Genomic DNA, 20,659 nt, shown 5'->3' with positions numbered 1-20,659 from the left:
GCCCCCGCCCGGGGGCGGCCCACAGAATGCCTCCTCATGGGACATCTGGAAGCCGCGCACCTCGAGTACCACCTCCCCGACGGGAGGACGCTGCTCGGCGATGTCTCCTTCCGGGTCGGCGAGGGCGCGGCCGTCGCCCTGGTCGGCCCCAACGGCGCCGGCAAGACGACCCTGCTCCGGCTGATCTCCGGCGAGCTGAAACCGCACGGCGGCACGGTGACCGTCAGCGGCGGCCTCGGCGTGATGCGCCAGTTCGTCGGCTCCGTACGGGACGAGACGACCGTGCGCGACCTGCTCGTGTCCGTCGCCCCGCCCCGTATCCGCGAGGCGGCACGGGCCGTGGACCGGGCCGAGCACGCCCTCATGACCGTCGACGACGAGGCCGCCCAGCTCGGCTACGCGCAGGCCCTCTCCGACTGGGCCGAGGTACGCGGCTACGAGGCCGAGACCCTGTGGGACATGTGCACCACCGCGGCCCTCGGCATGCCGTACGAGCGGGCCCAGTGGCGGCAGGTGAGCACCCTCTCCGGCGGCGAGCAGAAACGCCTCGTCCTGGAGGCGCTGCTGCGCGGCACCGACGAGGTGCTGCTGCTCGACGAGCCGGACAACTACCTCGACGTGCCCGGCAAGCGCTGGCTGGAGGAGCAGCTGAGGGAGACCCGCAAGACGGTGCTGTTCGTCTCCCACGACCGGGAACTCCTCGCCCGCGCCGCGGAGCGGATCGTCTCCGTGGAACCGGGCCCGGCGGGCGCCGACGCCTGGGTGCACGGCGGCGGCTTCGCCACCTTCCACGAGGCACGCCGTGAGCGCTTCGCCCGCTTCGAGGAGCTGCGCCGCCGCTGGGACGAGAAGCACGCCCAGCTCAAGAAGCTCGTGATCAACCTTCGCCAGGCCGCCGCCGTCAGCCATGAGATGGCCTCCCGCTACCAGGCCGCGCAGACCAGGCTGCGCAAGTTCGAGGAGGCCGGGCCGCCGCCCGAGCCGCCGCGCGAGCAGGACATCACCATGCGCCTGAAGGGCGGCCGTACCGGGGTGCGCGCCGTCACCTGCGCGGGTCTTGAGCTGACCGGCCTGATGAAACCATTCGACCTGGAGGTCTTCTACGGCGAACGGGTCGCCGTGCTCGGTTCCAACGGCTCGGGCAAGTCGCACTTCCTGCGGCTGCTGGCCGGGCGGGAGGTGGCGCACACGGGGGAGTGGAAGCTCGGGGCGCGGGTCGTGCCCGGCCACTTCGCGCAGACCCACGCCCACCCCGAACTCGTGGGCCGCACCCTGCTGGACATCCTGTGGAAGGAGCACGCCCAGGACCGGGGCGCGGCCATGTCCCGGCTGCGCCGCTACGAGCTGACCGGCCAGGCCGAGCAGTCCTTCGACCGGCTCTCCGGTGGCCAGCAGGCACGCTTCCAGATCCTGCTGCTGGAACTGGAAGGTGTCACCGCCCTGCTGCTGGACGAGCCCACCGACAACCTCGACCTGGAGTCCGCCGAGGCCCTCCAGGAGGGCCTGGAGGCCTTCGACGGCACCGTCCTCGCGGTCACCCACGACCGCTGGTTCGCCCGCTCCTTCGACCGGTTCCTGGTCTTCGGCAGCGACGGCCGCGTCCGCGAGACCCCCGAGCCGGTCTGGGACGAGCGCCGGGTGGAACGCGCCCGCTAGATGTATTGAGCACACCCCAGGGTGGTGGGGGCGCCGACGTATGCGGAGGCCCGGGGACCGGGATGTTCGTACAGTGGATGCAGGAACGCGAGCTCCATGGCTTCCCTCCCGGAAGTCCCCGGGTGCGGCGCATCATCCGGGCGGGTACCCGAACCGCAGACACGACACGACGAGCGGGGCACCACCATGACCGGAGTCGAGCCCAGCCGACTGGACGACCAGCAGCTCATGAAGGAGCTGGAGACGATCCACCGCACGCGCCACGACACCCTGCTGTACGGCTCCAACGACGCGCTGCGGGCCCACAACGAGCGGATGGCGCAGCTCGAGGGCGAGTACCTGCGCCGCAACCCGCGCCGCCTGGTGAGCGCGGGCCGCACCCGCGAGGGCGCCCGTGAACGCGGCTGCGGTGAGGCGGTGACTCCGGGCACGTCCGGCACCTGATCCGGACGCCCACGCGAGAGGGCCGGCCCGTACGGGCCGGCCCTCTCTCTGCGCGGTGGACGGGATCAGCCCGCCTCACCGGCGAACGCGCGCAGGAACGCGTCGCAGAACGCCTTCAGGTCGTCCGGCTTGCGGCTGGTCACCAGTGTGTTCGAGCCGTGGTCACAGATCTTGACCTGCTCGTCCACCCAGGTGCCGCCCGCGTTGCGGATGTCGGTCCGCAGGCTTGGCCACGACGTCAGCACCCGGCCCCGTACGACGTCCGCCTCGACCAGCGTCCACGACGCGTGGCAGATCGCTGCGACCGGCTTGCCCTGCTCGAAGAACTCCTTCACGAACGCGACGGCCTTCTCGTCCATCCGCAGGAAGTCGGGATTGGCGACCCCGCCGGGCAGCACGAGCGCGCCGAACCCGCCGGCCGACGTCTCACCCACCACCTCGTCCACGGGGAAGGTGTCCGCCTTGTCGAGATGGTTGAACGCCTGGATCTTGCCGGACGCGGTCGACACCAGCACCGGTTCGTGCCCGCCGTCGGAGGCGGCCTGCCAAGGCTCGGTCAGCTCGACCTGCTCGACACCCTCGGGGGCCACCAGAAACGCGATGCGCATGATCTATCACTTTCCTTCCACAGCACGGAGAACGGTCTTCTCGGCCCGGGCGCGCCGTTTCCCCACCGCGGCCGCCCGGGCCCGGCTCATGCGCCGCCCACCAGCGCCTCGGCCAGTTGCTGCACGTTCTCGTAGCGGTTCGAGCGGGTCAGTCCCGCCACCGCGTCGATCAGCGCCCCGGGGGCGTTGCCGCGGCGCAGTGCCCGGGCCAGCTCGCCCGCGTTGGCCGGGAAGGCGTGCCGCCCCAGGCGCCGCGCCAGCTCCAGCCGCACCTTCTCCAGCGACGCGCCCGTCTGCCCCGGCGCCACGGGCCCGGCCCACACCACCGGGTCGTCGTCCGCGGCGGGCTCCGGGTCGTGCCACTCCTCGGTGCGCGTCGGGTGCCCGGACCTGAGCAGGCCCTGCAGCTCGTGTTTCATCTCGTCGTCCCGGTGGACGTTCAGCCGGTCACTGCCTCGCTGCATGTTCTCCCTCCAGAGGGTCGAAGGTTCGCACCGCGTACCCGCCGGCCGCCGGCCGACACGGGCTTCCCGGCACTCGGTCACCGCTGATCCCGCTACTTCCTGCTGCCCGGCAGGAACTCCTGCACCTTTGCCTTCAGCCCCCGCTTGATCATCGATCCCCGGTCGGCGTCGCCCTTGAGGATCGACTTGGCCGTCGCCTCCATCTGCTCCCAGGAGGCGTGCGGCGGGATGGGCGGTACGGCGGGGTCGGTTACGAACTCGATCACGGCCGGACCGTCGGCCTCCAGGGCCGCACGCCAGCCCGCCTCGACCTCCTCGGGCTTCTCCACCCGGACCCCGGTCAGGCCGAGGGTGCGGGCGAACGCCGCGTACTGCACGTCCGGGATCTCCTGCGACGGCAGGAACGACGGCGAGCCCTCCATCGCGCGCATCTCCCAGGTCACCTGGTTCAGATCGCGGTTGTTCCACACGCCCACCACCAGCCGGGGATCGGACCAGCGGTCCCGGTACTTGGCCGCGGTGATCATCTCCGCCAGCCCGTTCATCTGCATCGCGCCGTCCCCGACCAGCGCGACCACCGGCCGGTCCGGGTGCGCGAACTTCGCACCGATCGCGTACGGCACGCCCGGGCCCATCGTCGCGAGCGTCCCGGACAGCGAGCCGCGCATGCCCGGCCGCATCGTGATGTGCCGTGCGTACCAGTTCGCGACCGAACCGGAGTCCGACGTGAGGATCACGTCGTCCGGCAGCAGCGGGTCGAGCGCCCGTGCCACGTACTCGGGGTTGATCGGGTCGGCCGGCAGACCGGCCCGCCGCTCCATCGTGTCGTGCCAGCGCTTCACGTTGGCGCACACGGTGTCGCGCCACTCGCGCCCGCCCCGGTCGGTGTCCAGCAGCGGTATCAGCCGCCGCAGCGTGGCCCCGGCGTCGCCGACCAGGTTCACCTCGTAGGGGTAGCGCATGCCGACCATGTGCGGGTCGATGTCGATCTGCACCCCGCGCGCCTTGCCGAACTCCGGCATGAACTGCGTGTACGGGAACGAGGAACCGATGGTCAGCAGCGTGTCGCAGTCCCGCATCAGCTCGTACGACGGCCTGCTGCCCAGCAGCCCGATCGGCCCGGTGACGTACGGCAGCTCGTCGCTGAGGACGTCCTTGCCGAGCAGCGCCTTGGCCACGCCCGCGCCGAGCAGTTCGGCGATCTCCCGCACCTCCGCGACCGCGCCGGCGGCGCCCTGCCCGATCAGGATCGCGGGCTTGTCACCGGCGTTCAGGATGTCCGCCGCCCGGCGCAGCGCCTCGTCCGTCGGGGTCGCGGTGTAGTCGCTCATCCCCAGGCTGGACGGCACCATCTTGAACTCGTGCGTCGGCGGCGAGTAGTCCAGCTCCTGCACGTCGCCCGGGATGATGATCGCGGTGGGGCAGCGCCGCGCGTAGGCGGTGCGGATCGCCCGGTCCAGTACGTTCGGCAGCTGCTCGGGCACCATCACCGTCTCGACGAACTCCGAGGCGACGTCCTTGTACAGCGTGTGCAGATCGACTTCCTGCTGGTAGGAGCCGCCGATCGCGGTCCGGTCGGTCTGGCCGACGATCGCCAGCACCGGGACGTGGTCCAGCTTGGCGTCGTACAGGCCGTTCAGCAGGTGGATCGCGCCGGGCCCCGAGGTGGCCGCGCACACCCCGATCCGGCCGCTGAACTTCGCGTAACCCACCGCCTCGAAGGCGGACATCTCCTCGTGTCGGGACTGGATGAAGCGCGGCTGGTCCTCCGCCCGGCCCCAGGCGGCGAGCAGCCCGTTGATGCCGTCTCCGGGATAGCCGAAAACCTGTTCCACGCCCCAGGCGCGCAGCCGCTCGAGGACGTGGTCCGAGACCTTGCTGCTCATGGAGGGGCCCTCCCGGTGCGGTTGCTGGCGGACATCCGGTCAGTACCTGCCGAGTGACCTGCAGCGGGTGCCGAAAACCTGCCGGGGCGCGGGACGGGGGGGGCGGCCGGGCGGTTGTCACCCGCCCGGCCGCTCGCGTCCCGCGAATGGGGTCCGGCCGCGCGCGGTACGGCGCCGGGCGGGCTCTGATGGCAGTCGAGGGCACCAGCCGTGTCCCGCCGTCCGCCGACCGCCGTCTCGCCGAGGAGCCCGCCCCATGCGCCGCACCGCCCGCGCCCTGTCCGTCGCCGTCCTGGCCGGCGCCGCGCTCGTCATACCGGGGCCCGCCGCGTCCGCTGACCCCGGTGCCGGGGAGAGCCCCGGCACCGTCCGGCCCGAGGCCCCGGTTACCGTGCCCGGTCCGGTGACGGTGCCCGGTCCGGTGACGGTGCCCGGTCCGGTGACGGTGCCCGTGCCCTGCGACGGCGGCATCGGTGCGAGTTCCGTTCCCGGAGGGGTGTGCGCTTCGGGGGAGGCGCGGGAAACCTCGGCGCCGCAGCAGGGGTTGGGGCAGACGCAGGAACCGGGTGAGGAGGAGGGGCAGGGGGACGAGCAACAGGGGCAGGTCGAGGGACAGGAGCTGGGGCAGGGACAGGACCAGGGGGAGGGCCAGGATCAGGAGCAGGGGCAAGGCCAGAGCCAAGGGCAGAGCCAGAGCCCGGACCAGGGCCAGGGCCAGAACCAGAACCAGAACCAGAACCAAGGTCAGGGACAGGGTCAGGGACAGGGATGTGAGGAGGGCGATTCCTGCGAGGACGGCGGCGGAGACGGCTGCCCCGCGTCCGGCGGGGACCACGACTGCACGCCCGCGCTCGTGGAGCACGGGGTGGAGGCGGGACAGGGAGGCACCTTCGACGATTCGGTCCCGGCCCTGGTCGCCGGCGGTGTGCTGATCGCCGCCGCCTGCGCCGGCGCGGGCTACCGGCTCCTCGGCCGCCGACGGACCACGGGCGGCTGACGCCGGGCCGGTCCGGCACTCTGACGGGAACGACCGCGATCACCGGCCATGGCGGGCCGCCCGGCGGGTACACGCCCATCCGAGGGCACCATCCGTGGGCACCGGACGCACCAGCCGCACAGCCCGCACCACCGAAGCGGCCGGAGCCGCCGGGAAGCCAGTGGTGAGGGCCGGCGGAGGAGAGCACGGGACGGCGGGCGGCACCACGACAGCGCGGAGGCGGACATGCGGCGGACGGACCCGGAGGGCCACGGCCCCGTCCGCTACGGGCCCCCGCTGCCCGGCGACGGCCTTCCCGTCCTGCCGGAACTCTCCGCCGTCCTCGCCGCAGCCGCGGGCCGTGCCGAGGCCCAGCCGGTCGGCGGTTCCCCCGCCCTGCTGGAGGCGGCCTGCGGCTACTGGACCCGGCGCGGACTGTCCTGCGTCCCCGACCGGGTGGCCGCGGGACCCGGCGCCCCCGCCCTGCTGCTCGCCGCTACCGCCGCGCTCGCCGGGGACGGCGGCGACGTGCTGGTGCCCCGCCCCTGCGCCGCCTGGTGGGCGCCTTACGCCCGGCTGCTCGGCAGACCCGTGTTCCATGTGCCGACCCCGGCCGAGAGCGGCGGTGTCCCCGACCCGTACGCCCTGCTGGAGACCGTCCGCCGGGTCCGTGCCGAGGGCGGCGACCCCAGGCTGCTGGTGCTGTCCGTCGCCGACGACCCCACCGCCACCGTCGCCCCGCCCGAACTGCTGCACGAGACCGTCGAGGCGGCCGTCGCCGAGGGCCTGCACCTGGTCAGCGACGAGACCTGGCGCGACACCCTGCACGACCCGCACGGCACCGTCCTGCTCAGCCCCGCCGAGATGCTGCCCGACCGGGTCACCGTCGTCACCGACCTGGCCGGCGCCCTGCTGCCGCCCGGCTGGCCCGCCGCCGTCGCGCGCGTGCCCTCCGGAGCGGCCGGGGAGCGGCTCCACGCGCGCGTGCTCGACATCCTCACCGCCCTCGACGCCCGGGTCGCCGCGCCCGTCGCCGCCGTGGCCGGATACGCCCTCGACGAGCCCGCACCCGTCGCCGAGCGCCGTGAGGCCGCCGTACGCCTGCACGCGCGCGTGGCCGCCGCTGCGCACTCCGCGGTCGTCGCGGCCGGCGCGCTCGCCCGGCCGCCGCAGGCCGGCCGCCACCTGTACGCCGACCTCGCGCCGCTGGGCGGGGCGCTCGCCGGCCAAGGCGTGTCGGACGCGCAGGAACTCGAGGACTTCCTCACCGCGCGGCTCGGCATGCCCGCGCCGGGCGGCCACCGCTTCGGCGACGGCCTCGGGGAGCTGCGGGTACGGCTCGCCACGGGGCCCCTGCTGGGCGGCACGGACGAGGAACGCAACGAATCCCTCACGTCACCCTCACCGTTGGAACTGCCACACGTGCACCGCGCGTTGACCTCCTTGAGGTCGGCCTTCGACGGCCTCCGCGACGACGCTCAGCGACGGGAGCCTCCTCGATGACGCAGCAGACGCATGAGCCCGGGTCCACCGCCACGACGTCCATGACGACCTCCACTACCTCCACGACCACGACGACCTCGGCGGACCCGGGGGGCGGCGCGGCCGGCGCCCGCGGGCCCCGGGCCGCGCCCGCGCCCCCCTTCCCGCCGCTGGCCGAGCCCCGCCCGCTGGGCGAGCACCGGGTGTGGCCGCGCACCTTCCACGACCGGCTCACCGCGCCCCTGCCCGGCCTCAAGGCCCTCGCCCGCTTCGCCCGCGAGGGCGCCGTACGCCCCGGCCCGGACGGCCTCGCCGACATCCCGCGGGTCCCGTACGCCCCCGGCCCGCTGCCGAGCGTGGGCACCGGCACCCTCGCCGTCACCTGGGCGGGACACGCGAGCTGGATCGTCCGGGCCGGCGGGCTGACCGTCCTCACCGACCCCGTCTGGTCGCGCCGCATCCTCGGCACCCCGGCCCGCATCACCCCCGTCGGCGTCCCCTGGGAGAGCCTGCGGCGCGTCGACGCGGTCGTCATCAGCCACAACCACTACGACCACCTGGACGCGCCCACCCTCAGCCGGCTCCCGCGCGACACCCCGGTGTTCGCGCCCGCCGGTCTCGGCCGCTGGTTCCTGCGGCGCCGGTTCACCCGCGTCACCGAGCTGGACTGGTGGGAGGGCGCCGAACTGTCCGGCGTCCGCTTCGACTTCGTGCCCGCCCACCACTGGTCCAAGCGCACTCTCACCGACACCTGCCACAGCCTCTGGGGCGGCTGGGTCCTCACCGACCCCGACGGACAGCGCCTCTACTTCGCCGGCGACACCGGCTACGGCCACTGGTTCTCCCGCATAGGCCGCCGCTACCCGGGGATCGACCTCGCCCTCATGCCCGTCGGCGCCTACAGCCCCCGCTGGTGGCTCAGTGACGTCCACTGCGACCCGGAGGAGGCGGTACGGGCCACCCTGGACCTGGGGGCGCGCAGAATGGCCCCGATGCACTGGGGCACCTTCGTACTGTCGGCCGAGCCGGTCCTGGAGCCGCTGACCCGGGTGCGGACGGCCTGGGAGAAGGCGGGCCTGGAGCGCGAGGACCTGTGGGACCTCCCGGTGGGAGGCTCGCGCGTGCTCGAGTGAACCGGATCCTCCCCGAAGCTATCGCTCGATCCCCCGAAGACGCCGCACGGCACTCGGCATGGCGCTGACCAGCACGGTCAGCGCCACCGCGGCGGCCACCCCTTCCCAGGGCTCCGGGAACAGGGAGCCCCCCAGGATCCCGATCACCTGGTACGTCAGCGCCCACGCCAGGCAGGCCGGCAGGTTGCCCCGGGAGAACCGCCGCAGCGGCCACTCGGCCAGCAGACAGGCCAGCATCACCGGTATCCGCCCCGCGGGGACGAGCCGGGACAGCACCAGCACGGCGACCCCGTGCTCGGCGAGCTTCCCCTGCGCCTGCTCGAGGCGTTCCTCCGGCGCCCGCGACCGGATCGCCTCCAGCCAGCGCGAGCCGTTCCTCGACCGCAGCCCGCGCCGCCCCAGCCAGTACAGCGACGCGTCCCCCAGGAAGGCCGCGAGGGAGGCCGTGACGAACACCAGCAACAGGGAGAACGGCGCCGTCTGATGGAACGCCACCACCGCCGCCGTGCTCACCAGGGCACCGGTCGGCACCACCGGGACCAGTGCCCCGATCAGCACGAGCAGGAACAGCGACGGATAGCCGAGCGCCTGCTGCGTGGACTCCGGCGGCACGGACCGTGCCGACGCGGCGGCCAGCGTCACCGCGCCCGGCAGCCATCTCATCGTGCGACCTCCAGCCGCACCCGCTCACCGTGCCCCAGCTTGTGCACCGCCACCTCCGGCGCGGTCACGGCCGCCAGGCGCACGAACTCGTCACCCGGCGCGTGGAATTCGTGCGGGCGCACGGCGTCCATGCCGATCGGCCAGTACGTCCCGTAGTGCACCGGCACCGCGGCACGCGGCGCCAGTCGGGCCAGCGCCCGCGCCGCCCGCCCCGCGTCCAGGTGCCCCGTCCCAAGGAACGGTCCCCAGCCGCCCACCGGCAGCAGCGCCAGGTCCACCGGCCCCACCTGCTCCGCCATGTCGTCGAACAGCCCGGTGTCCCCGGCGAAGTAGGTCCGCGCCTCGCCCGTGACGACGTATCCGAGCGCCGGCGAGCGGTGCGGGCCGACCGGCAGCCGGCGCCCGTCGTGCCGCGCGGGCACCACCCGGACCAGCAGGTCCCCGACCCGTACCTCGTCCCCCGGCGCCACCTCGGTGATCCGCAGCCCGGGTAGCCGGCGCAGTCCGGGTACCGCCCGTGGTGCGCCCCGGGGCACGAGCAGGCGCGTGCCCGGGGGGAGTGCGGCCAGCGAGGGCGGATGCAGATGGTCGGCGTGCAGATGGGACACCAGTGCCACGTCCGCGCGGTGGGCCTCGGCGGGGGGCACCGCGCCCCGGCGGCGGCGCAGATGCGCGAGCCGGGCGGCGAACAGGGGATCGGTGATCACGCGTATGTTCGCGTCCTCGATGGTGCAGGTGGCGTGCCCCCACCAGGTGATCTCCACCGGCACCTCCTTCGCCTCCTTCACGCGACTCCCCCGAAGCCTACGGGCAGGAGTAGGGTCGCTGGCGAAACCCGGAGGTGAGGGGGACGCCATGGGACAACTACGGGGTGCCTCCGGCGGGCTCGCGCCGGTGCGGGTCACCGCCATCGCGAGCCTGACGCCTCTGGAGGAACTGGAGGCCGAACCCTTCCTGGTGGACTCCCGCAGCCAGCACGCCATGTGCGCCCGCTGGGCGGCGGAACGCGGTTACGTCGTCACGCGGGAACTCCTCGTCGGCGGGCTGCGTTTCGACCATTGCGCGCTGTGGGACGGTGTGCGGCCCGGGGTGGACGTGTTCGTCGCACCCAGCCGGCGGGTGCTGGAGCGCGCCCTCTCCTCCGTGGAGGAGTTCACCGCCGAGTGCGCGCGGCGCGGGGTGCGCGTGGAGACCGTGGGGCGGGCCGAGCCTTCCTACGACGCGCAGATGAAGGCACGGGTGCACCGCAGGCTGTCGATGCCGACGGCCGGCTACGACGGACGCTGACGGCACCGGCACCGTCGTCCACGGCGCGGCGCCCCGCCCGGACGCGTCCGGCCCGGTGTGACAAGGTGGGAGCCGGGGCCCGGTCGGTCGAGCGGGGCGGGACGTGAGGTGCGCGGGACGTGCGGTGGCGGCGGGTGGCCAGTCAGATCGGACGGAGCGCCACGGTGTGGGCGGTCTCCACGCTCACCATGCTCGTGCTCGCGGGTCTGCTGCCCGACTTCAGGCTCCAGTCCGCCGACGGCGACAGCGCCACCCACATAGCCATCACCGCCGCCTGCGGCGCCGGCGCCTTCGGTCTGCTCTCGGCCGTGGTGTGGCCGCTCCTGGTACGGCTGCTGCTGCTCGTGCCCGCCCTCGTCCTCGGCCTGCTGGTCTTCTTCCTCAACGGTTCGCTGCTGCTGCTCGCCCTGCGCCTCAACCCCTCCGGCCGCCCCGAGGCCGCCCCGGAGACCGCCGTCGTGGTGGCCGCCGTGATGTCCGCCGTCGCCTCGGCCACCGGCGCCGCCCTCGCCGTACGCGACGACGACGCCTACCGCCGCCGCCTGCTGCGCCTCGCCGACCGCCGCCGAAGAGCCGGACCGCCCTGTGCGGACACCTTCGGCCTGGTCTGCGTCCAGCTCGACGGTGTCGGCCACGACGTGCTCACCGACGCCGTCCGCAGGGGCCTGATGCCGACCGTCGGCCGCTGGCTGGCGACCGCCGACGGCATGCGGCCCACCCACCGGCTCACCCCCTGGCGCACCGACTGGTCCAGCCAGACCGGCGCCAGCCAGCTCGGCATCCTGCACGGCAGCACCTTCGACGTGCCCGCGTTCCGCTGGTACGAGAAGGACCGCGGCGAGGTGATGGTGTGCAACCGACCGACCGGCGCCGCCGAACTCCAGCGCCGTGCCGTGCAGCGGACGGGCGACGGGGGACTGCTCGCCGTGGACGGCGCCAGCCGCGGCAACCTGTTCAGCGGCGGCGCGGGCGAACAGGCCCTCGTCCTGTCCATCGCCATCCGCCGCCGGGGCCGGGAGAACCGTTCCCGCGCCGGCTACTTCGCCTACTTCTCCGACCCCGCCAACGCCGTGCGCACGGCCCTGTCCTTCGTCGCCGAGGTGGTCCGCGAGATCGTCCAGTCCACCCGGGCCCGCGTCCGCAAGCAGCGGCCCCGGGTCGGCCGCGGCGGCCTCTACCCCTTCGTGCGCGCCTTCGCCACCGTCGTCGAGCGCGATGTCGTGGTCGCCGCCGTGCTCGGCGACATGCTCGCCGGCCGCACCGCCGTCTACGCCGACCTCGTCGCCTACGACGAGGTCGCCCACCACTCCGGGCCACGCGGCCGGGATGCCGAGCAGGTGCTGCAGCGGCTCGACCGGTCCCTCGCCCTCATCGAGAAGGCTGCCGAGCACGCGCCGCGCCCCTACCGCGTCGTCGTCCTGTCCGACCACGGCCAGAGCCCGGGCGAGACCTTCCGCTCCCGCTACGGCCTCACCCTCGGCGACCTGGTCCGGGCCGGCTGCGGACTGCCCGTGCCGCGCCGCGCCGAGCGGACCCGCAGCGGCGCCGAGGCCCGCGCCGCGGTCCGGGCCGCCCTGGGCAGGCCCGAGGAGGTCGACGGCGACGGGCACCGTCCCGCCCGGGGCACCGAGCCCGTCGTACTGGCCTCCGGAAACCTGGGCCTGGTGTCCTTCCCGGACGTGCCCCACCGCATGACCCGGGAGGAGATCGACGCCCGCCACCCGGGCCTGCTCACCACCCTCGCCAACCACCCCGGCATCGGCTTCCTGCTGGTGCGCAGCGAGGAGCACGACGGCCTGGTGCTCGGCCCGTACGGCACCGAGATCCCGCTGGCCCGCCTGGACGCGGAGCCCGGCCCGCTGGCCGTCTTCGGCCCCGGTGCCGCGGACGCCGTGCGCCGCACCCACTCCTTCCCGCACACCGCCGACATCATGGTCAACTCCTTCCACGACCCCGCCGACGGCGAAGTCCTCGCCTTCGAGGAGCAGATCGGCTCCCACGGCGGCCTGGGCGGTGCCCAGGCCCGGCCCTTCCTGCTCTCCCCGCTCACCCTGTCCGCGCCGGCCGCCGACGGCGAGGAACCGGCCGGCGCCGAGCACGTGCACCGCGTACTGCGGCGCTGGCTGCTGGAGGTGGACGGCCCGCAGGTGCCGCTCACCACGCGGGCCGAGGAGGAGCGGGCCGCCTAGGGCCGGTCGTCAAATTCCCGTCGTCGCCCGAAGGGCGGCCTTGCGGCGCCTGGCACGTGCTCTCGGCGTGCCAGGCGGAAGTCCTCGTACTGGACGTACTCGGGCTTTCGCCCGGTGCGGCGAGAGCACGTGCCAGGCGTCGCGGGGCAGACGGGAATTTCACGACAGGCTCTCGGGCCTGTCCGGCGGATCCGGAATCGCGGGGCGTGGCACGACCTCCCGCACTCCGCCTCGCAGCTGGACGCACCACGCCCCGCTGACCCGAACTGAGAGAACACCGTTGCCGGTAGCCGGCCCGATCCGCCGGACAGGCCCTGAGCGGCGGGCGGCCCGGTCCGCGGGGTGCGGTGCCCCCGAGTGTGATCGGATGGGACGCGGTACCCGAACAACCCGGACCCCCATGGAAAGGAAGAGCCGTGGCAACCACGCGCACCGCACACACCGTCTGGGAAGGCAACCTGCTCGAGGGCAACGGCGTCGTCACCTTCGACTCCTCCGGCATCGGCCAGCAGCCGGTGTCGTGGCCGTCGCGCGCCGAGCAGGCGAACGGCAGGACCAGCCCCGAGGAGCTGATCGCCGCCGCCCACTCCAGCTGCTTCTCCATGGCCCTCTCGCACGGCCTGGCCGGCGCCGGTACTCCGCCCACCCGTCTGGAGACCAAGGCCGACGTCACCTTCCAGCCCGGCGAGGGCATCACCGGCATCCACCTCACCGTCCGCGGCGAGGTGCCGGGCCTGGACGAGGACGGCTTCCGCTCGGCGGCCGAGGACGCCAAGAAGAACTGCCCGGTCAGCCAGGCCCTGACCGGTACGACCATCACCCTGACGGCCGAGCTGGCCTGACGCCCGTACGTCCCGCAGATGCCGCGTGCCCACCGGGTGCGCGGCATCGCCGTTTCCTGGGCACCCGTGCATTGACAAGCGGGTACCCGCGTTCTGTGCTGGGAGGGCGGCAGCGTCCTGGCGGATGCTCCCCGGCGGAACCTCCTGGCGGAACCACCTGGCGGAAGGGAACGGACCATGACACGTGCGGTCGGGATCGATCTCGGGACGACGAACTCGGTGGTGGCCGTCCTGGAGGGCGGCGAGCCGGCCGTCGTCGCCAACGCGGAGGGTGCGCGCACCACCCCGTCGGTGGTGGCGTTCGCGAAGAACGGCGAGGTGCTGGTCGGCGAGGTGGCCAAGCGGCAGGCCGTCACCAACGTGGAGCGCACCGCCCGCTCGGTGAAGCGGCACATGGGGGACGCGCACTGGCGCTTCCCGGAGCAGGGTTCCATCGACGGCAGCCGGCTGCGCGCGCAGGAACTGTCGTCGCGGGTGCTGCAGAAGCTGAAGCGGGACGCCGAGGCGTACCTCGGCGAGGACGTCACGGACGCGGTGGTCACCGTCCCCGCCTACTTCGACGACACCCAGCGCCAGGCGACCAAGGAGGCCGGGGAGATCGCCGGCCTGAAGGTGCTCAGGATCATCAACGAGCCGACCGCCGCCGCCCTCGCCTACGGCCTGGACCGCGGCGAGGAGCAGACCGTGCTCGTCTTCGACCTCGGCGGCGGCACCTTCGACGTGTCCCTGCTGGACATCGGCGACGGCGTCATCGAGGTGAAGGCCACAAACGGTGACACCCACCTCGGCGGCGACGACTGGGACCAGCGGATCGTCGAGTACCTCGTCAAACGGTTCAAGGGGCAGAACGGCATCGACCTCGGGGCCGACAAGATGGCCGTGCAGCGGCTGCGCGAGGCCGCGGAAAAGGCCAAGATCGAACTGTCCTCGTCCTCGGAGACGTCGATCAACCTGCCCTACATCACCGCCTCCGCCGCCGGCCCGCTGCACCTGGAGGAGAAGCTGACACGCGCGCAGTTCCAGGAGCTGACCGAGGACCTGCTGGACCGCTGCAAGAAGCCCTTCCACCAGGCGGTCGCGGACGCGGGCGTGCAACTGTCCGCGATCGACCACGTCATCCTGGTCGGCGGCTCCACCCGGATGCCCGCCGTCACCGGCCTGGTGAAGGAACTCACCGGCAAGGACCCGCACAAGGGCGTCAACCCCGACGAGGTCGTCGCGGTCGGCGCCGCCCTCCAGGCGGGCGTCCTGCGCGGCGACGTCAAGGACGTCCTGCTGCTGGACGTCACCCCGCTGTCCCTGGGCATCGAGACCAAGGGCGGCATCATGACGAAGATGATCGAGCGCAACACCACGATCCCGACCCGCCGTTCGGAGATCTTCACCACCGCCACCGACAACCAGCCCTCGGTCGGCATCCAGGTCTACCAGGGCGAACGCGAGATCGCCGCCTACAACAAGAAGCTGGGCGTCTTCGACCTCACCGGACTGCCGCCCGCGCCGCGCGGGGTCCCGCAGATCGAGGTCGCCTTCGACATCGACGCCAACGGGATCATGCACGTCTCCGCGAAGGACCTCGCCACCGGCCGCGAGCAGAAGATGACCGTCACCGGCGGTTCCGCCCTGCCCAAGGACGACATCGACCGCATGATGCGGGAGGCCGAGCAGTACGCCGAGGAGGACCGCAAACGCCGCGAGACCGCCGAGACCCGCAACCAGGCCGAGCAACTCGTCTACCAGACCGAGCGGTTCCTCCAGGACAACGCGGACCGCGTGCCCGCGGAGACCCGTACCGAGGTCGAGGAGGCGGCGGCCGAACTGAAGACCCTGCTCGGTCAGAACGCCGAGACGGCCGCCCTGCGCGCGGGGACCGAGAAGCTCGCCACGGTCAGCCAGCGGATGGGCCAGGCCATGTACGCGAACGCCTCGGCCGGTTCAGCCGGGTCCACCGGTTCAGCCGGTTCCGCCGGAGAGCGGAACGCGTCCGAGGAGGACGGCGTGGTGGACGCGGAGATCGTCGACGACGAGCGGGACACGAAGGGCGGAGCGGCCTGAGCCGGCGGCCGGGAGTCACAGGGCCTCGCGATACTCCCGCAGCAGTTGCCGGGTGCGCCGGGCGGAGGAGGCCCGGGCGGTCATGTGGTCCAGGACCTCCAGATGCGTGGAGACCTCCTGGCGGGAGTCCAGGTACAGGGCGCCGGTCAGGTACTCGGTGAACACCATGTCCGGCAGCTCCGGTTCGGCGAACCGGAACAGCGTGAACGGCGCGTACGTCCCCGGGTGCGGGCCGGCCGCGAACTCGGCGAGCTGGAGCGTGACCCGGTCCCGGTCGGCGTACTCCAGCAGCCGGTCCAGCTGGTCGCGCATCACCGCGGCGTCGACGCTCACCGGGCGCCGCAGCACCGTCTCGTCCATGATCACCCACAGATGGGGCGGATCCTCCCGCTCCAGCAGCCGCTGCCGCGCCATGCGCAGCGACACATGCCGTTCTATCGTCTCCGGCCCGGTCTGCCCGATCGTCCCGGCCTCCAGCACCGCGCGCGCGTACGCCTCGGTCTGCAGCAGGCCGGGCACGAAGTGCGGCTCGTAGGAGCGGACGATCCGGGCGGCGCCCTCCAGGCTCACGTACAGGCTGAACCAGTCCGGCAGCACGTCGTGGAACCGCTGCCACCAGCCCGGCTGGTTGGCCTCCTCGGCCAGCCGGACGAACGCGGCCTGCTCCTCCCCGGCCGCCCCGTAGGTGGCCAGCAGCACCTGCACGTAGGGGATCTTCAGCGCGACCTCGGCCATCTCCATCCGCCGTACGGTCGCCGACGCCACCCGGAGCACCCGGGCGGCCTCCTCGCGGCTGAGCCCGGCCGCCTCCCGCAGTTCCTGCAACCGCTTGCCCAGCACCACCTGGCCCACGGTGGGCGCCGCCCGCCGCTCACTCACAGCCCGTCCTCCCCTACGCGCCGAAGTACCCGCGCAGTCTGTCATGCGAGGCCCTTGCCGTACACGCGGTCGAGCGGACCCGGGTGCCGGGCGGGGTCGTCAACCGGCCAGTGTGTGCAGGTACTTGGTGGTCGCCGGGTCGGCGGGCAGGAAGGTCTCGATGGCGAGCTCGGCGACCGTGACGTCCATGGGCGTGTTGAAGGTGGAGATCGACGACACGAACGACAGGATCCGTCCGTCGTGCTCGATGCGCAGCGGCAGCGCGAAGTACGGCACCGGCCCGGCCGGTTCGTCACCGGGCGCGTCCTCGGGCACCGGGTACCCGGCGACCTCCTCGTACAGGGCCCGTAGCTGGTCCGAGCGGTCCAGGGCGATCTGCCGCTCCATCTGCGCCAGCAGATGCCCGCGCCACTCGCGCAGGTTGCGGATGCGCGGCGCCAGGCCCTCGGGGTGCAGGGTCAGCCGCATCGCGTTCGGCGCCGGCGTCATCAGCTCCTCGGGGACTCCCTCCAGCAGCAGGGCGATGCCCCGGTTGGCGGCGACCACCGTGTACCCGGCGTCGACCACCAGCGCCGGGTAGGGCTCGTAGCCCTGGATGAGCCGTTCCATGCCGTCGCGCAGCGCGTCCAGCGCCGGGTCGTCCAGCGGGGTCTCCGGGTAGTGCGGGGCGTAACCGGCCGCCAGCAGCAGCGCGTTGCGCTCCCGCACCGGCACCTGGAGGTGCTCCGCCAGCCGCAGCACCATCTCCTCGCTGGGCCGGGACCGGCCGGTCTCGACGAAACTGATGTGCCGGGCGGAGGAGCCGGCGCGCAGCGCCAGCTCGAGCTGGGACACCCGGCGCCGCTCCCGCCAGGAGCGCAGCATCCTGCCGACCTGGCCCTTGTCGGCGTTCATGGCGGCGGAGGCGGAGGGGCCGGTCGCGACAATGGTCATGCCGTCGACCGTAGTCGAGCGGCGCGCCCGATGACGCGTCCCGTCACGAGCGGGCCCCGTCCGCCGCGCACCGCCCGGGGGAGCGGCAGGGAGCCGAACGGAGTGCCCGCGCGGCCGAACGGAGTGCGCGACACACCGGACCGGGTCCCGGGCGAGCGGACGTGGCAGGCTGAAGGCGTACCCGCACGCTCCGGAGGGAGACCGTCCATGGCCGTGGAACCGCTGTCGCAGAAGGAGATCGAGGACCGGCTGGCCGAGCTGCCCGGCTGGTCGCTGGACGGCGACCGGCTCACCCGCTCCTACCGGCTCGGCTCGCACTTCGCGGCGACGGCACTGGTCGTGCACATCGCCGGGATCCAGGACGAGCTGGACCATCACTCCGACCTCACCCTCGGCTACAACACCGTTCACCTGAGCGTGAACACGCACAGCGCCGGCGGCGTCGTCACGGAGAAGGACTTCGCCCTCGCCCACAGGGTGGAGGACATCGCCCCTGGCCACCGAACACACTGACGGTGTGCTCGACTACGACGAGGAAGCGGACGCCTACGACGCCTCGCGCGGCGGCGAACCGCGTGCCGAGGCGGCGGCCGGGGCCGTCCTCGGCCTGATACCCGACCGGCCGGGCCGGCTTCTGGACATCGCCTGCGGCACCGGCATCGTCACCCGGCGCCTGGCCGCCGCCCGGCCCGCGCTGCGGGTGACGGGCGCCGACCTCGCCGCCGCCATGGCACGCCGGGCGGCCCACCGCCTGCCCGGCACCATCCTGCGGGCCGACTGCCGCCGCCTGCCCTTCGCCGACGCCACCTTCGACGCGGTCACCGGTGTCTGGCTGCTGCACCTGCTGTCCAGCCCCGCCGACGTGCGCGCCGTCGTCGCCGAGTGCGCGCGTGTCCTCAGACCCGGCGGGGTCTACGTCACCACCGTCGACAAGGCCGAGGCGCACGACGTGGGCAGTGACATCGACGCCGTCCTCGTTCCCCGCCCCCGCCGCCCCGCCCAGGACGCCGCGGACGCCGTCACCGGGTACGCCGCCGCCGAGGGACTCGTTCCGGCCGGGCGGGCCGACTTCCCCGGCCTCGGCCAGGGCCGCAGTCCGCGTACCACCGTCACGGACCTCAGGCGCGGCTGGTTCACCCTGCTGCCCCCGGACGACCCACGCACCGAGGAGTTCGCCGCCCGGCTCGCCCGCCTGCCGGACCAGGACCGCCGCCGCCCGGACCCGGTCTTCTCCCTGCGCGCCTTCCGCAAGCCGGCCGTCACCTGACTCCGAGCGGGCGGCAACTCCCGGGCGAACGGCGGCGACTGAGAGGCGAACCCGTCCGCCCACCCGGGAGGTACGCCCCCGTGAAGCACCCGCACCCCCATCAGCTCCTCCACCAACAGCGGCAAGGGCTAGGACGGTCAGGGCAACCCCCAGCTCTCCGTCGCGGACGTCGACGGCGACGGCAGGGACGAGATCGTCTACGGTTCGATGGCCGTCGACGACAAGGCGCGACCCCGTCCCTGTCCGGCGACCTGCTCGGCGACTGGCGGGAGGAGGTCGTCTGGCCGACCACGGACAACACGGCCCTGCGGATCTACTCCACCCCGTACGACACGACCACCAGGATCACCACCCTGCTCCACGACACCCAGTACCGCACGGCACTGGCCTGGCAGAACACCGCGTACAACCAGCCCCCGCACCCGAGCTTCTTCAACGGCGGCGGCATGTCCACGGCCCCGAGGCCGAGCGTCTACACGCCCTGACCGTACGCCGCGCCGGCGGCCGTCAGGCCCCGTGGCCCGACCAGGCGTCGGGCCGCGGGGCCAGGATCGCGCGGACCACCGGACCGGAGGAGGACATGACGTCGGCCACGAAGCGCCGGCGTCCGACACCGAGCCGGCGCAGGGCGCGGCCGTGGTCGGCGGCGACGACGGCGCAGACCGCGAGCAGCAGCAGCCGCCACCCGGCCAGCACCGGGCGGCGTACGGCGCGGGGCAGCTCGGCCAAGGAGGCGTGCAGCCGGGCGCAGTGGAAGGGCACATGGCGCTCCTCGTCGGCGAGGACGCGGCCCGCCACCTCCGAGGTCAGCGGGTCCCCGGCGCCGTCGCGCAGCGCGCGGTAGTACCGCAGGGCCACCACCTCCGCGATCATCAGCACCAGCAGTTCGAGGCGCAGGCCCATCAGCCGCCGCAGCCGTACGAAGACCGTGTCGCTCCAGTGGCCGCTCAGCAGTGGCATCCCGCCCGCGGCCAGCAGGCGGGCGAGCATCCTGGCGTGATTCTGCTCCTCGGCGACGAACAGCCGGACCGCCCGCGTGTAGTCGGGGTCGCCCGCCTGGTCCGCCTTCGCCACGAGGTTGGCCCCGTCGCCGTCCTCCCCGACCTGGAAGCGCTGGACACCGGCCCACACCGCGGGATGCAGCGCGGCGCCCCGCCCCCAGTCGGGATCACCCTGGGCGGCCCTGCGCTCCCGCTCGTCCTCGAAGTCCCGTACCCACTTGGCGAACTCGCTGCCATGCACCCGGTCTCCCCTCCCCGGGCACGACCGTCGTGCCCTGGACAGGGACGACGCGCGGGGACGGCGAAACGTTGCATAGCCGCGTGCGGCGCCGGGCCCGTCAGGTCACCGTGCAGGTCCGGTCGCCCAGCTTGAACGACGCCGGTTTCGTTGAACGGCAGGTCCGCCTTCCGCCAGCTCGCCCCCGGTCCGAGGAGCGCAGCACGGCCCCGTTCCCGGGGTCCCAGTCGTTGGTGTACGTGCCGACGGCCGCGTAGACCTTGTCCGGGTCCACGGCGTCCGAGGCCAGGCCGACCACGCCCGTGTGCCCCCAGTCGTTCCAGCCGACCGAGTCCAGCAGCGGGGTCCAGGTCTTCGTCGACTGCTGCCAGCGGTAGGCGCCGCCGATGTCGGTACGGGCGTAGACCAGGTTCCTCTCGGACCGGTTGAACACGATCCCGGGGACAAAACCGCCCCCGTCGATCCGGGCGTTGCTCCAGGTGTACGTGTCCGCGGCGAGCGCCGTCTTCGGGGTGGCGGCGGCCAGTGCGGGCGGGGTGCCGGCGAGCAGGCCTGCGGCCAGAACAAGCACGGCCGTGAGGATACGGGTTCTGCGCACGGTGGGGGTCCTCTCGCGGGGGAGGGGGTGCAGGACCTGAAGATATGACGGCCGGGCG

19 protein-coding genes and 2 pseudogenes are annotated in these 20,659 nt (G+C 73.4%); 12 read left to right on the top strand and 9 right to left on the bottom strand.

Going from position 1 to position 20,659, the window contains the following annotated elements; all coding sequences use genetic code 11:
- The first annotated feature begins 36 nt into the window (after positions 1–36).
- Positions 37–1,656 (top strand): ABC-F family ATP-binding cassette domain-containing protein, encoded by a 1,620-nt coding sequence (locus ACFVVO_RS26715; protein WP_390058129.1) that lies wholly within the window; start codon positions 37–39, stop codon positions 1,654–1,656.
- Positions 1,657–1,842: 186 nt separating this feature from the next.
- Positions 1,843–2,100 (top strand): DUF6158 family protein, encoded by a 258-nt coding sequence (locus ACFVVO_RS26710; protein ID WP_390058128.1) that lies wholly within the window; start codon positions 1,843–1,845, stop codon positions 2,098–2,100.
- Positions 2,101–2,165: 65 nt separating this feature from the next.
- On the opposite strand, the gene ACFVVO_RS26705 is transcribed toward ACFVVO_RS26710, so the two are convergent.
- The 3 genes from ACFVVO_RS26705 to ACFVVO_RS26695 all read right to left on the bottom strand — a co-directional run bounded on the left by ACFVVO_RS26705 (position 2,166) and on the right by ACFVVO_RS26695 (position 5,058).
- Positions 2,166–2,708 carry a type 1 glutamine amidotransferase domain-containing protein gene (locus ACFVVO_RS26705; protein WP_390058127.1) on the bottom strand — a complete coding sequence of 181 codons (543 nt, stop codon included), beginning with the start codon at positions 2,706–2,708 and terminating at the stop codon, positions 2,166–2,168.
- Positions 2,709–2,794: 86 nt separating this feature from the next.
- Entirely contained in the window at positions 2,795–3,172 is a 378-nt protein-coding gene (locus ACFVVO_RS26700) for a DUF2795 domain-containing protein (protein ID WP_390058126.1), read from the bottom strand.
- A 92-nt stretch (positions 3,173–3,264) separates the two neighbouring features.
- Positions 3,265–5,058: a thiamine pyrophosphate-requiring protein gene (locus ACFVVO_RS26695; protein ID WP_390058125.1), complete on the bottom strand. Its 1,794-nt coding sequence runs from the start codon at positions 5,056–5,058 to the stop codon at positions 3,265–3,267.
- A gap of 256 nt (positions 5,059–5,314) precedes the next feature.
- On the opposite strand from ACFVVO_RS26695, the gene ACFVVO_RS26690 reads away from it, so the two are divergent.
- The 3 genes from ACFVVO_RS26690 (at position 5,315) to ACFVVO_RS26680 (ending at position 8,649) form a co-directional block, all read left to right on the top strand.
- Positions 5,315–6,055: a hypothetical protein gene (locus ACFVVO_RS26690; protein ID WP_390058124.1), complete on the top strand. Its 741-nt coding sequence runs from the start codon at positions 5,315–5,317 to the stop codon at positions 6,053–6,055.
- A 225-nt stretch (positions 6,056–6,280) separates the two neighbouring features.
- Positions 6,281–7,537 (top strand): aminotransferase class I/II-fold pyridoxal phosphate-dependent enzyme, encoded by a 1,257-nt coding sequence (locus tag ACFVVO_RS26685; RefSeq protein WP_390058123.1) that lies wholly within the window; start codon positions 6,281–6,283, stop codon positions 7,535–7,537.
- Positions 7,534–8,649, top strand: a complete 1,116-nt coding sequence (locus ACFVVO_RS26680; protein ID WP_390058122.1) for an MBL fold metallo-hydrolase — start codon at positions 7,534–7,536, stop codon at positions 8,647–8,649. Before ACFVVO_RS26685 ends, ACFVVO_RS26680 begins: the two co-directional genes overlap by 4 nt.
- An 18-nt stretch (positions 8,650–8,667) precedes the next feature.
- On the opposite strand, the gene ACFVVO_RS26675 is transcribed toward ACFVVO_RS26680, so the two are convergent.
- Complete coding sequence (locus ACFVVO_RS26675; RefSeq protein WP_390058121.1) at positions 8,668–9,312, bottom strand: DedA family protein; 645 nt, start codon at positions 9,310–9,312, stop codon at positions 8,668–8,670.
- Positions 9,309–10,082: an MBL fold metallo-hydrolase gene (locus ACFVVO_RS26670; protein WP_390058278.1), complete on the bottom strand. Its 774-nt coding sequence runs from the start codon at positions 10,080–10,082 to the stop codon at positions 9,309–9,311. Before ACFVVO_RS26670 ends, ACFVVO_RS26675 begins: the two co-directional genes overlap by 4 nt.
- An 85-nt stretch (positions 10,083–10,167) precedes the next feature.
- Here ACFVVO_RS26670 and ACFVVO_RS26665 point away from each other — a divergent pair, with 85 nt between their 5' ends.
- The 4 genes from ACFVVO_RS26665 to dnaK all read left to right on the top strand — a co-directional run bounded on the left by ACFVVO_RS26665 (position 10,168) and on the right by dnaK (position 15,685).
- A complete protein-coding gene (locus ACFVVO_RS26665) occupies positions 10,168–10,599 on the top strand; it encodes a hypothetical protein (RefSeq protein WP_390058120.1) in 432 nt (143 codons plus the stop codon).
- A gap of 134 nt (positions 10,600–10,733) precedes the next feature.
- Entirely contained in the window at positions 10,734–12,788 is a 2,055-nt protein-coding gene (locus ACFVVO_RS26660) for a phage holin family protein (RefSeq protein ID WP_390058119.1), read from the top strand.
- A gap of 416 nt (positions 12,789–13,204) precedes the next feature.
- Positions 13,205–13,630, top strand: coding sequence for an OsmC family peroxiredoxin (locus ACFVVO_RS26655; RefSeq protein ID WP_199212717.1), 426 nt, complete (start codon positions 13,205–13,207; stop codon positions 13,628–13,630).
- A 177-nt stretch (positions 13,631–13,807) separates the two neighbouring features.
- Positions 13,808–15,685, top strand: a complete 1,878-nt coding sequence (dnaK, locus tag ACFVVO_RS26650; protein WP_390058118.1) for a molecular chaperone DnaK — start codon at positions 13,808–13,810, stop codon at positions 15,683–15,685.
- Positions 15,686–15,700: 15 nt separating this feature from the next.
- Here the strand turns inward: dnaK and ACFVVO_RS26645 are convergent, their stop codons facing one another.
- Together ACFVVO_RS26645 and ACFVVO_RS26640 are read right to left on the bottom strand one after the other, a co-directional pair.
- Positions 15,701–16,564: a helix-turn-helix domain-containing protein gene (locus ACFVVO_RS26645; RefSeq protein WP_390058117.1), complete on the bottom strand. Its 864-nt coding sequence runs from the start codon at positions 16,562–16,564 to the stop codon at positions 15,701–15,703.
- A gap of 99 nt (positions 16,565–16,663) precedes the next feature.
- Positions 16,664–17,497, bottom strand: coding sequence for a helix-turn-helix domain-containing protein (locus tag ACFVVO_RS26640; protein WP_390058116.1), 834 nt, complete (start codon positions 17,495–17,497; stop codon positions 16,664–16,666).
- Positions 17,498–17,704: 207 nt separating this feature from the next.
- Between ACFVVO_RS26640 and ACFVVO_RS26635 the strand changes: the two genes are divergently transcribed.
- The 3 genes and pseudogenes from ACFVVO_RS26635 to ACFVVO_RS26625 all read left to right on the top strand — a co-directional run.
- A complete protein-coding gene (locus ACFVVO_RS26635; protein WP_390058115.1) occupies positions 17,705–18,010 on the top strand; it encodes a 4a-hydroxytetrahydrobiopterin dehydratase in 306 nt (101 codons plus the stop codon).
- 4 nt (positions 18,011–18,014) lie between these two features.
- Positions 18,015–18,764 (top strand): class I SAM-dependent methyltransferase, encoded by a 750-nt coding sequence (locus ACFVVO_RS26630; protein ID WP_390058114.1) that lies wholly within the window; start codon positions 18,015–18,017, stop codon positions 18,762–18,764.
- Positions 18,765–18,991: 227 nt separating this feature from the next.
- Positions 18,992–19,249: pseudogene (locus tag ACFVVO_RS26625) on the top strand (rhamnogalacturonan lyase); the annotation flags it as partial.
- A gap of 22 nt (positions 19,250–19,271) precedes the next feature.
- On the opposite strand, the gene ACFVVO_RS26620 reads toward ACFVVO_RS26625, so the two are convergent.
- Positions 19,272–20,006 (bottom strand): ferritin-like domain-containing protein, encoded by a 735-nt coding sequence (locus tag ACFVVO_RS26620; RefSeq protein ID WP_390058113.1) that lies wholly within the window; start codon positions 20,004–20,006, stop codon positions 19,272–19,274.
- A 137-nt stretch (positions 20,007–20,143) separates the two neighbouring features.
- Positions 20,144–20,601, bottom strand: a pseudogene (locus ACFVVO_RS26615) (xyloglucanase); the annotation flags it as partial.
- Positions 20,602–20,659 lie beyond the last annotated feature (58 nt).

Origin of the sequence: Streptomyces sp. NPDC058145, assembly GCF_042884245.1 — a bacterium.
GTDB lineage: Bacteria > Actinomycetota > Actinomycetes > Streptomycetales > Streptomycetaceae > Streptomyces.
This window is presented reverse-complemented; position numbering and strand designations above follow the sequence as displayed.

What these genes read in the sequence shown, in the direction of transcription:
- ACFVVO_RS26715 (WP_390058129.1), top strand. Translation starts at nt 37, where the DNA reads ATGGGACATCTGGAAGCCGCGCACCTCGAGTACCACCTCCCCGACGGG.
- ACFVVO_RS26710 (WP_390058128.1), top strand. Translation starts at nt 1,843, where the DNA reads ATGACCGGAGTCGAGCCCAGCCGACTGGACGACCAGCAGCTCATGAAG.
- ACFVVO_RS26705 (WP_390058127.1), bottom strand. Translation starts at nt 2,708, where the DNA reads ATGCGCATCGCGTTTCTGGTGGCCCCCGAGGGTGTCGAGCAGGTCGAG.
- ACFVVO_RS26700 (WP_390058126.1), bottom strand. Translation starts at nt 3,172, where the DNA reads ATGCAGCGAGGCAGTGACCGGCTGAACGTCCACCGGGACGACGAGATG.
- ACFVVO_RS26695 (WP_390058125.1), bottom strand. Translation starts at nt 5,058, where the DNA reads ATGAGCAGCAAGGTCTCGGACCACGTCCTCGAGCGGCTGCGCGCCTGG.
- ACFVVO_RS26690 (WP_390058124.1), top strand. Translation starts at nt 5,315, where the DNA reads ATGCGCCGCACCGCCCGCGCCCTGTCCGTCGCCGTCCTGGCCGGCGCC.
- ACFVVO_RS26685 (WP_390058123.1), top strand. Translation starts at nt 6,281, where the DNA reads ATGCGGCGGACGGACCCGGAGGGCCACGGCCCCGTCCGCTACGGGCCC.
- ACFVVO_RS26680 (WP_390058122.1), top strand. Translation starts at nt 7,534, where the DNA reads ATGACGCAGCAGACGCATGAGCCCGGGTCCACCGCCACGACGTCCATG.
- ACFVVO_RS26675 (WP_390058121.1), bottom strand. Translation starts at nt 9,312, where the DNA reads ATGAGATGGCTGCCGGGCGCGGTGACGCTGGCCGCCGCGTCGGCACGG.
- ACFVVO_RS26665 (WP_390058120.1), top strand. Translation starts at nt 10,168, where the DNA reads ATGGGACAACTACGGGGTGCCTCCGGCGGGCTCGCGCCGGTGCGGGTC.
- dnaK (WP_390058118.1), top strand. Translation starts at nt 13,808, where the DNA reads ATGACACGTGCGGTCGGGATCGATCTCGGGACGACGAACTCGGTGGTG.
- ACFVVO_RS26640 (WP_390058116.1), bottom strand. Translation starts at nt 17,497, where the DNA reads ATGACCATTGTCGCGACCGGCCCCTCCGCCTCCGCCGCCATGAACGCC.
- ACFVVO_RS26635 (WP_390058115.1), top strand. Translation starts at nt 17,705, where the DNA reads ATGGCCGTGGAACCGCTGTCGCAGAAGGAGATCGAGGACCGGCTGGCC.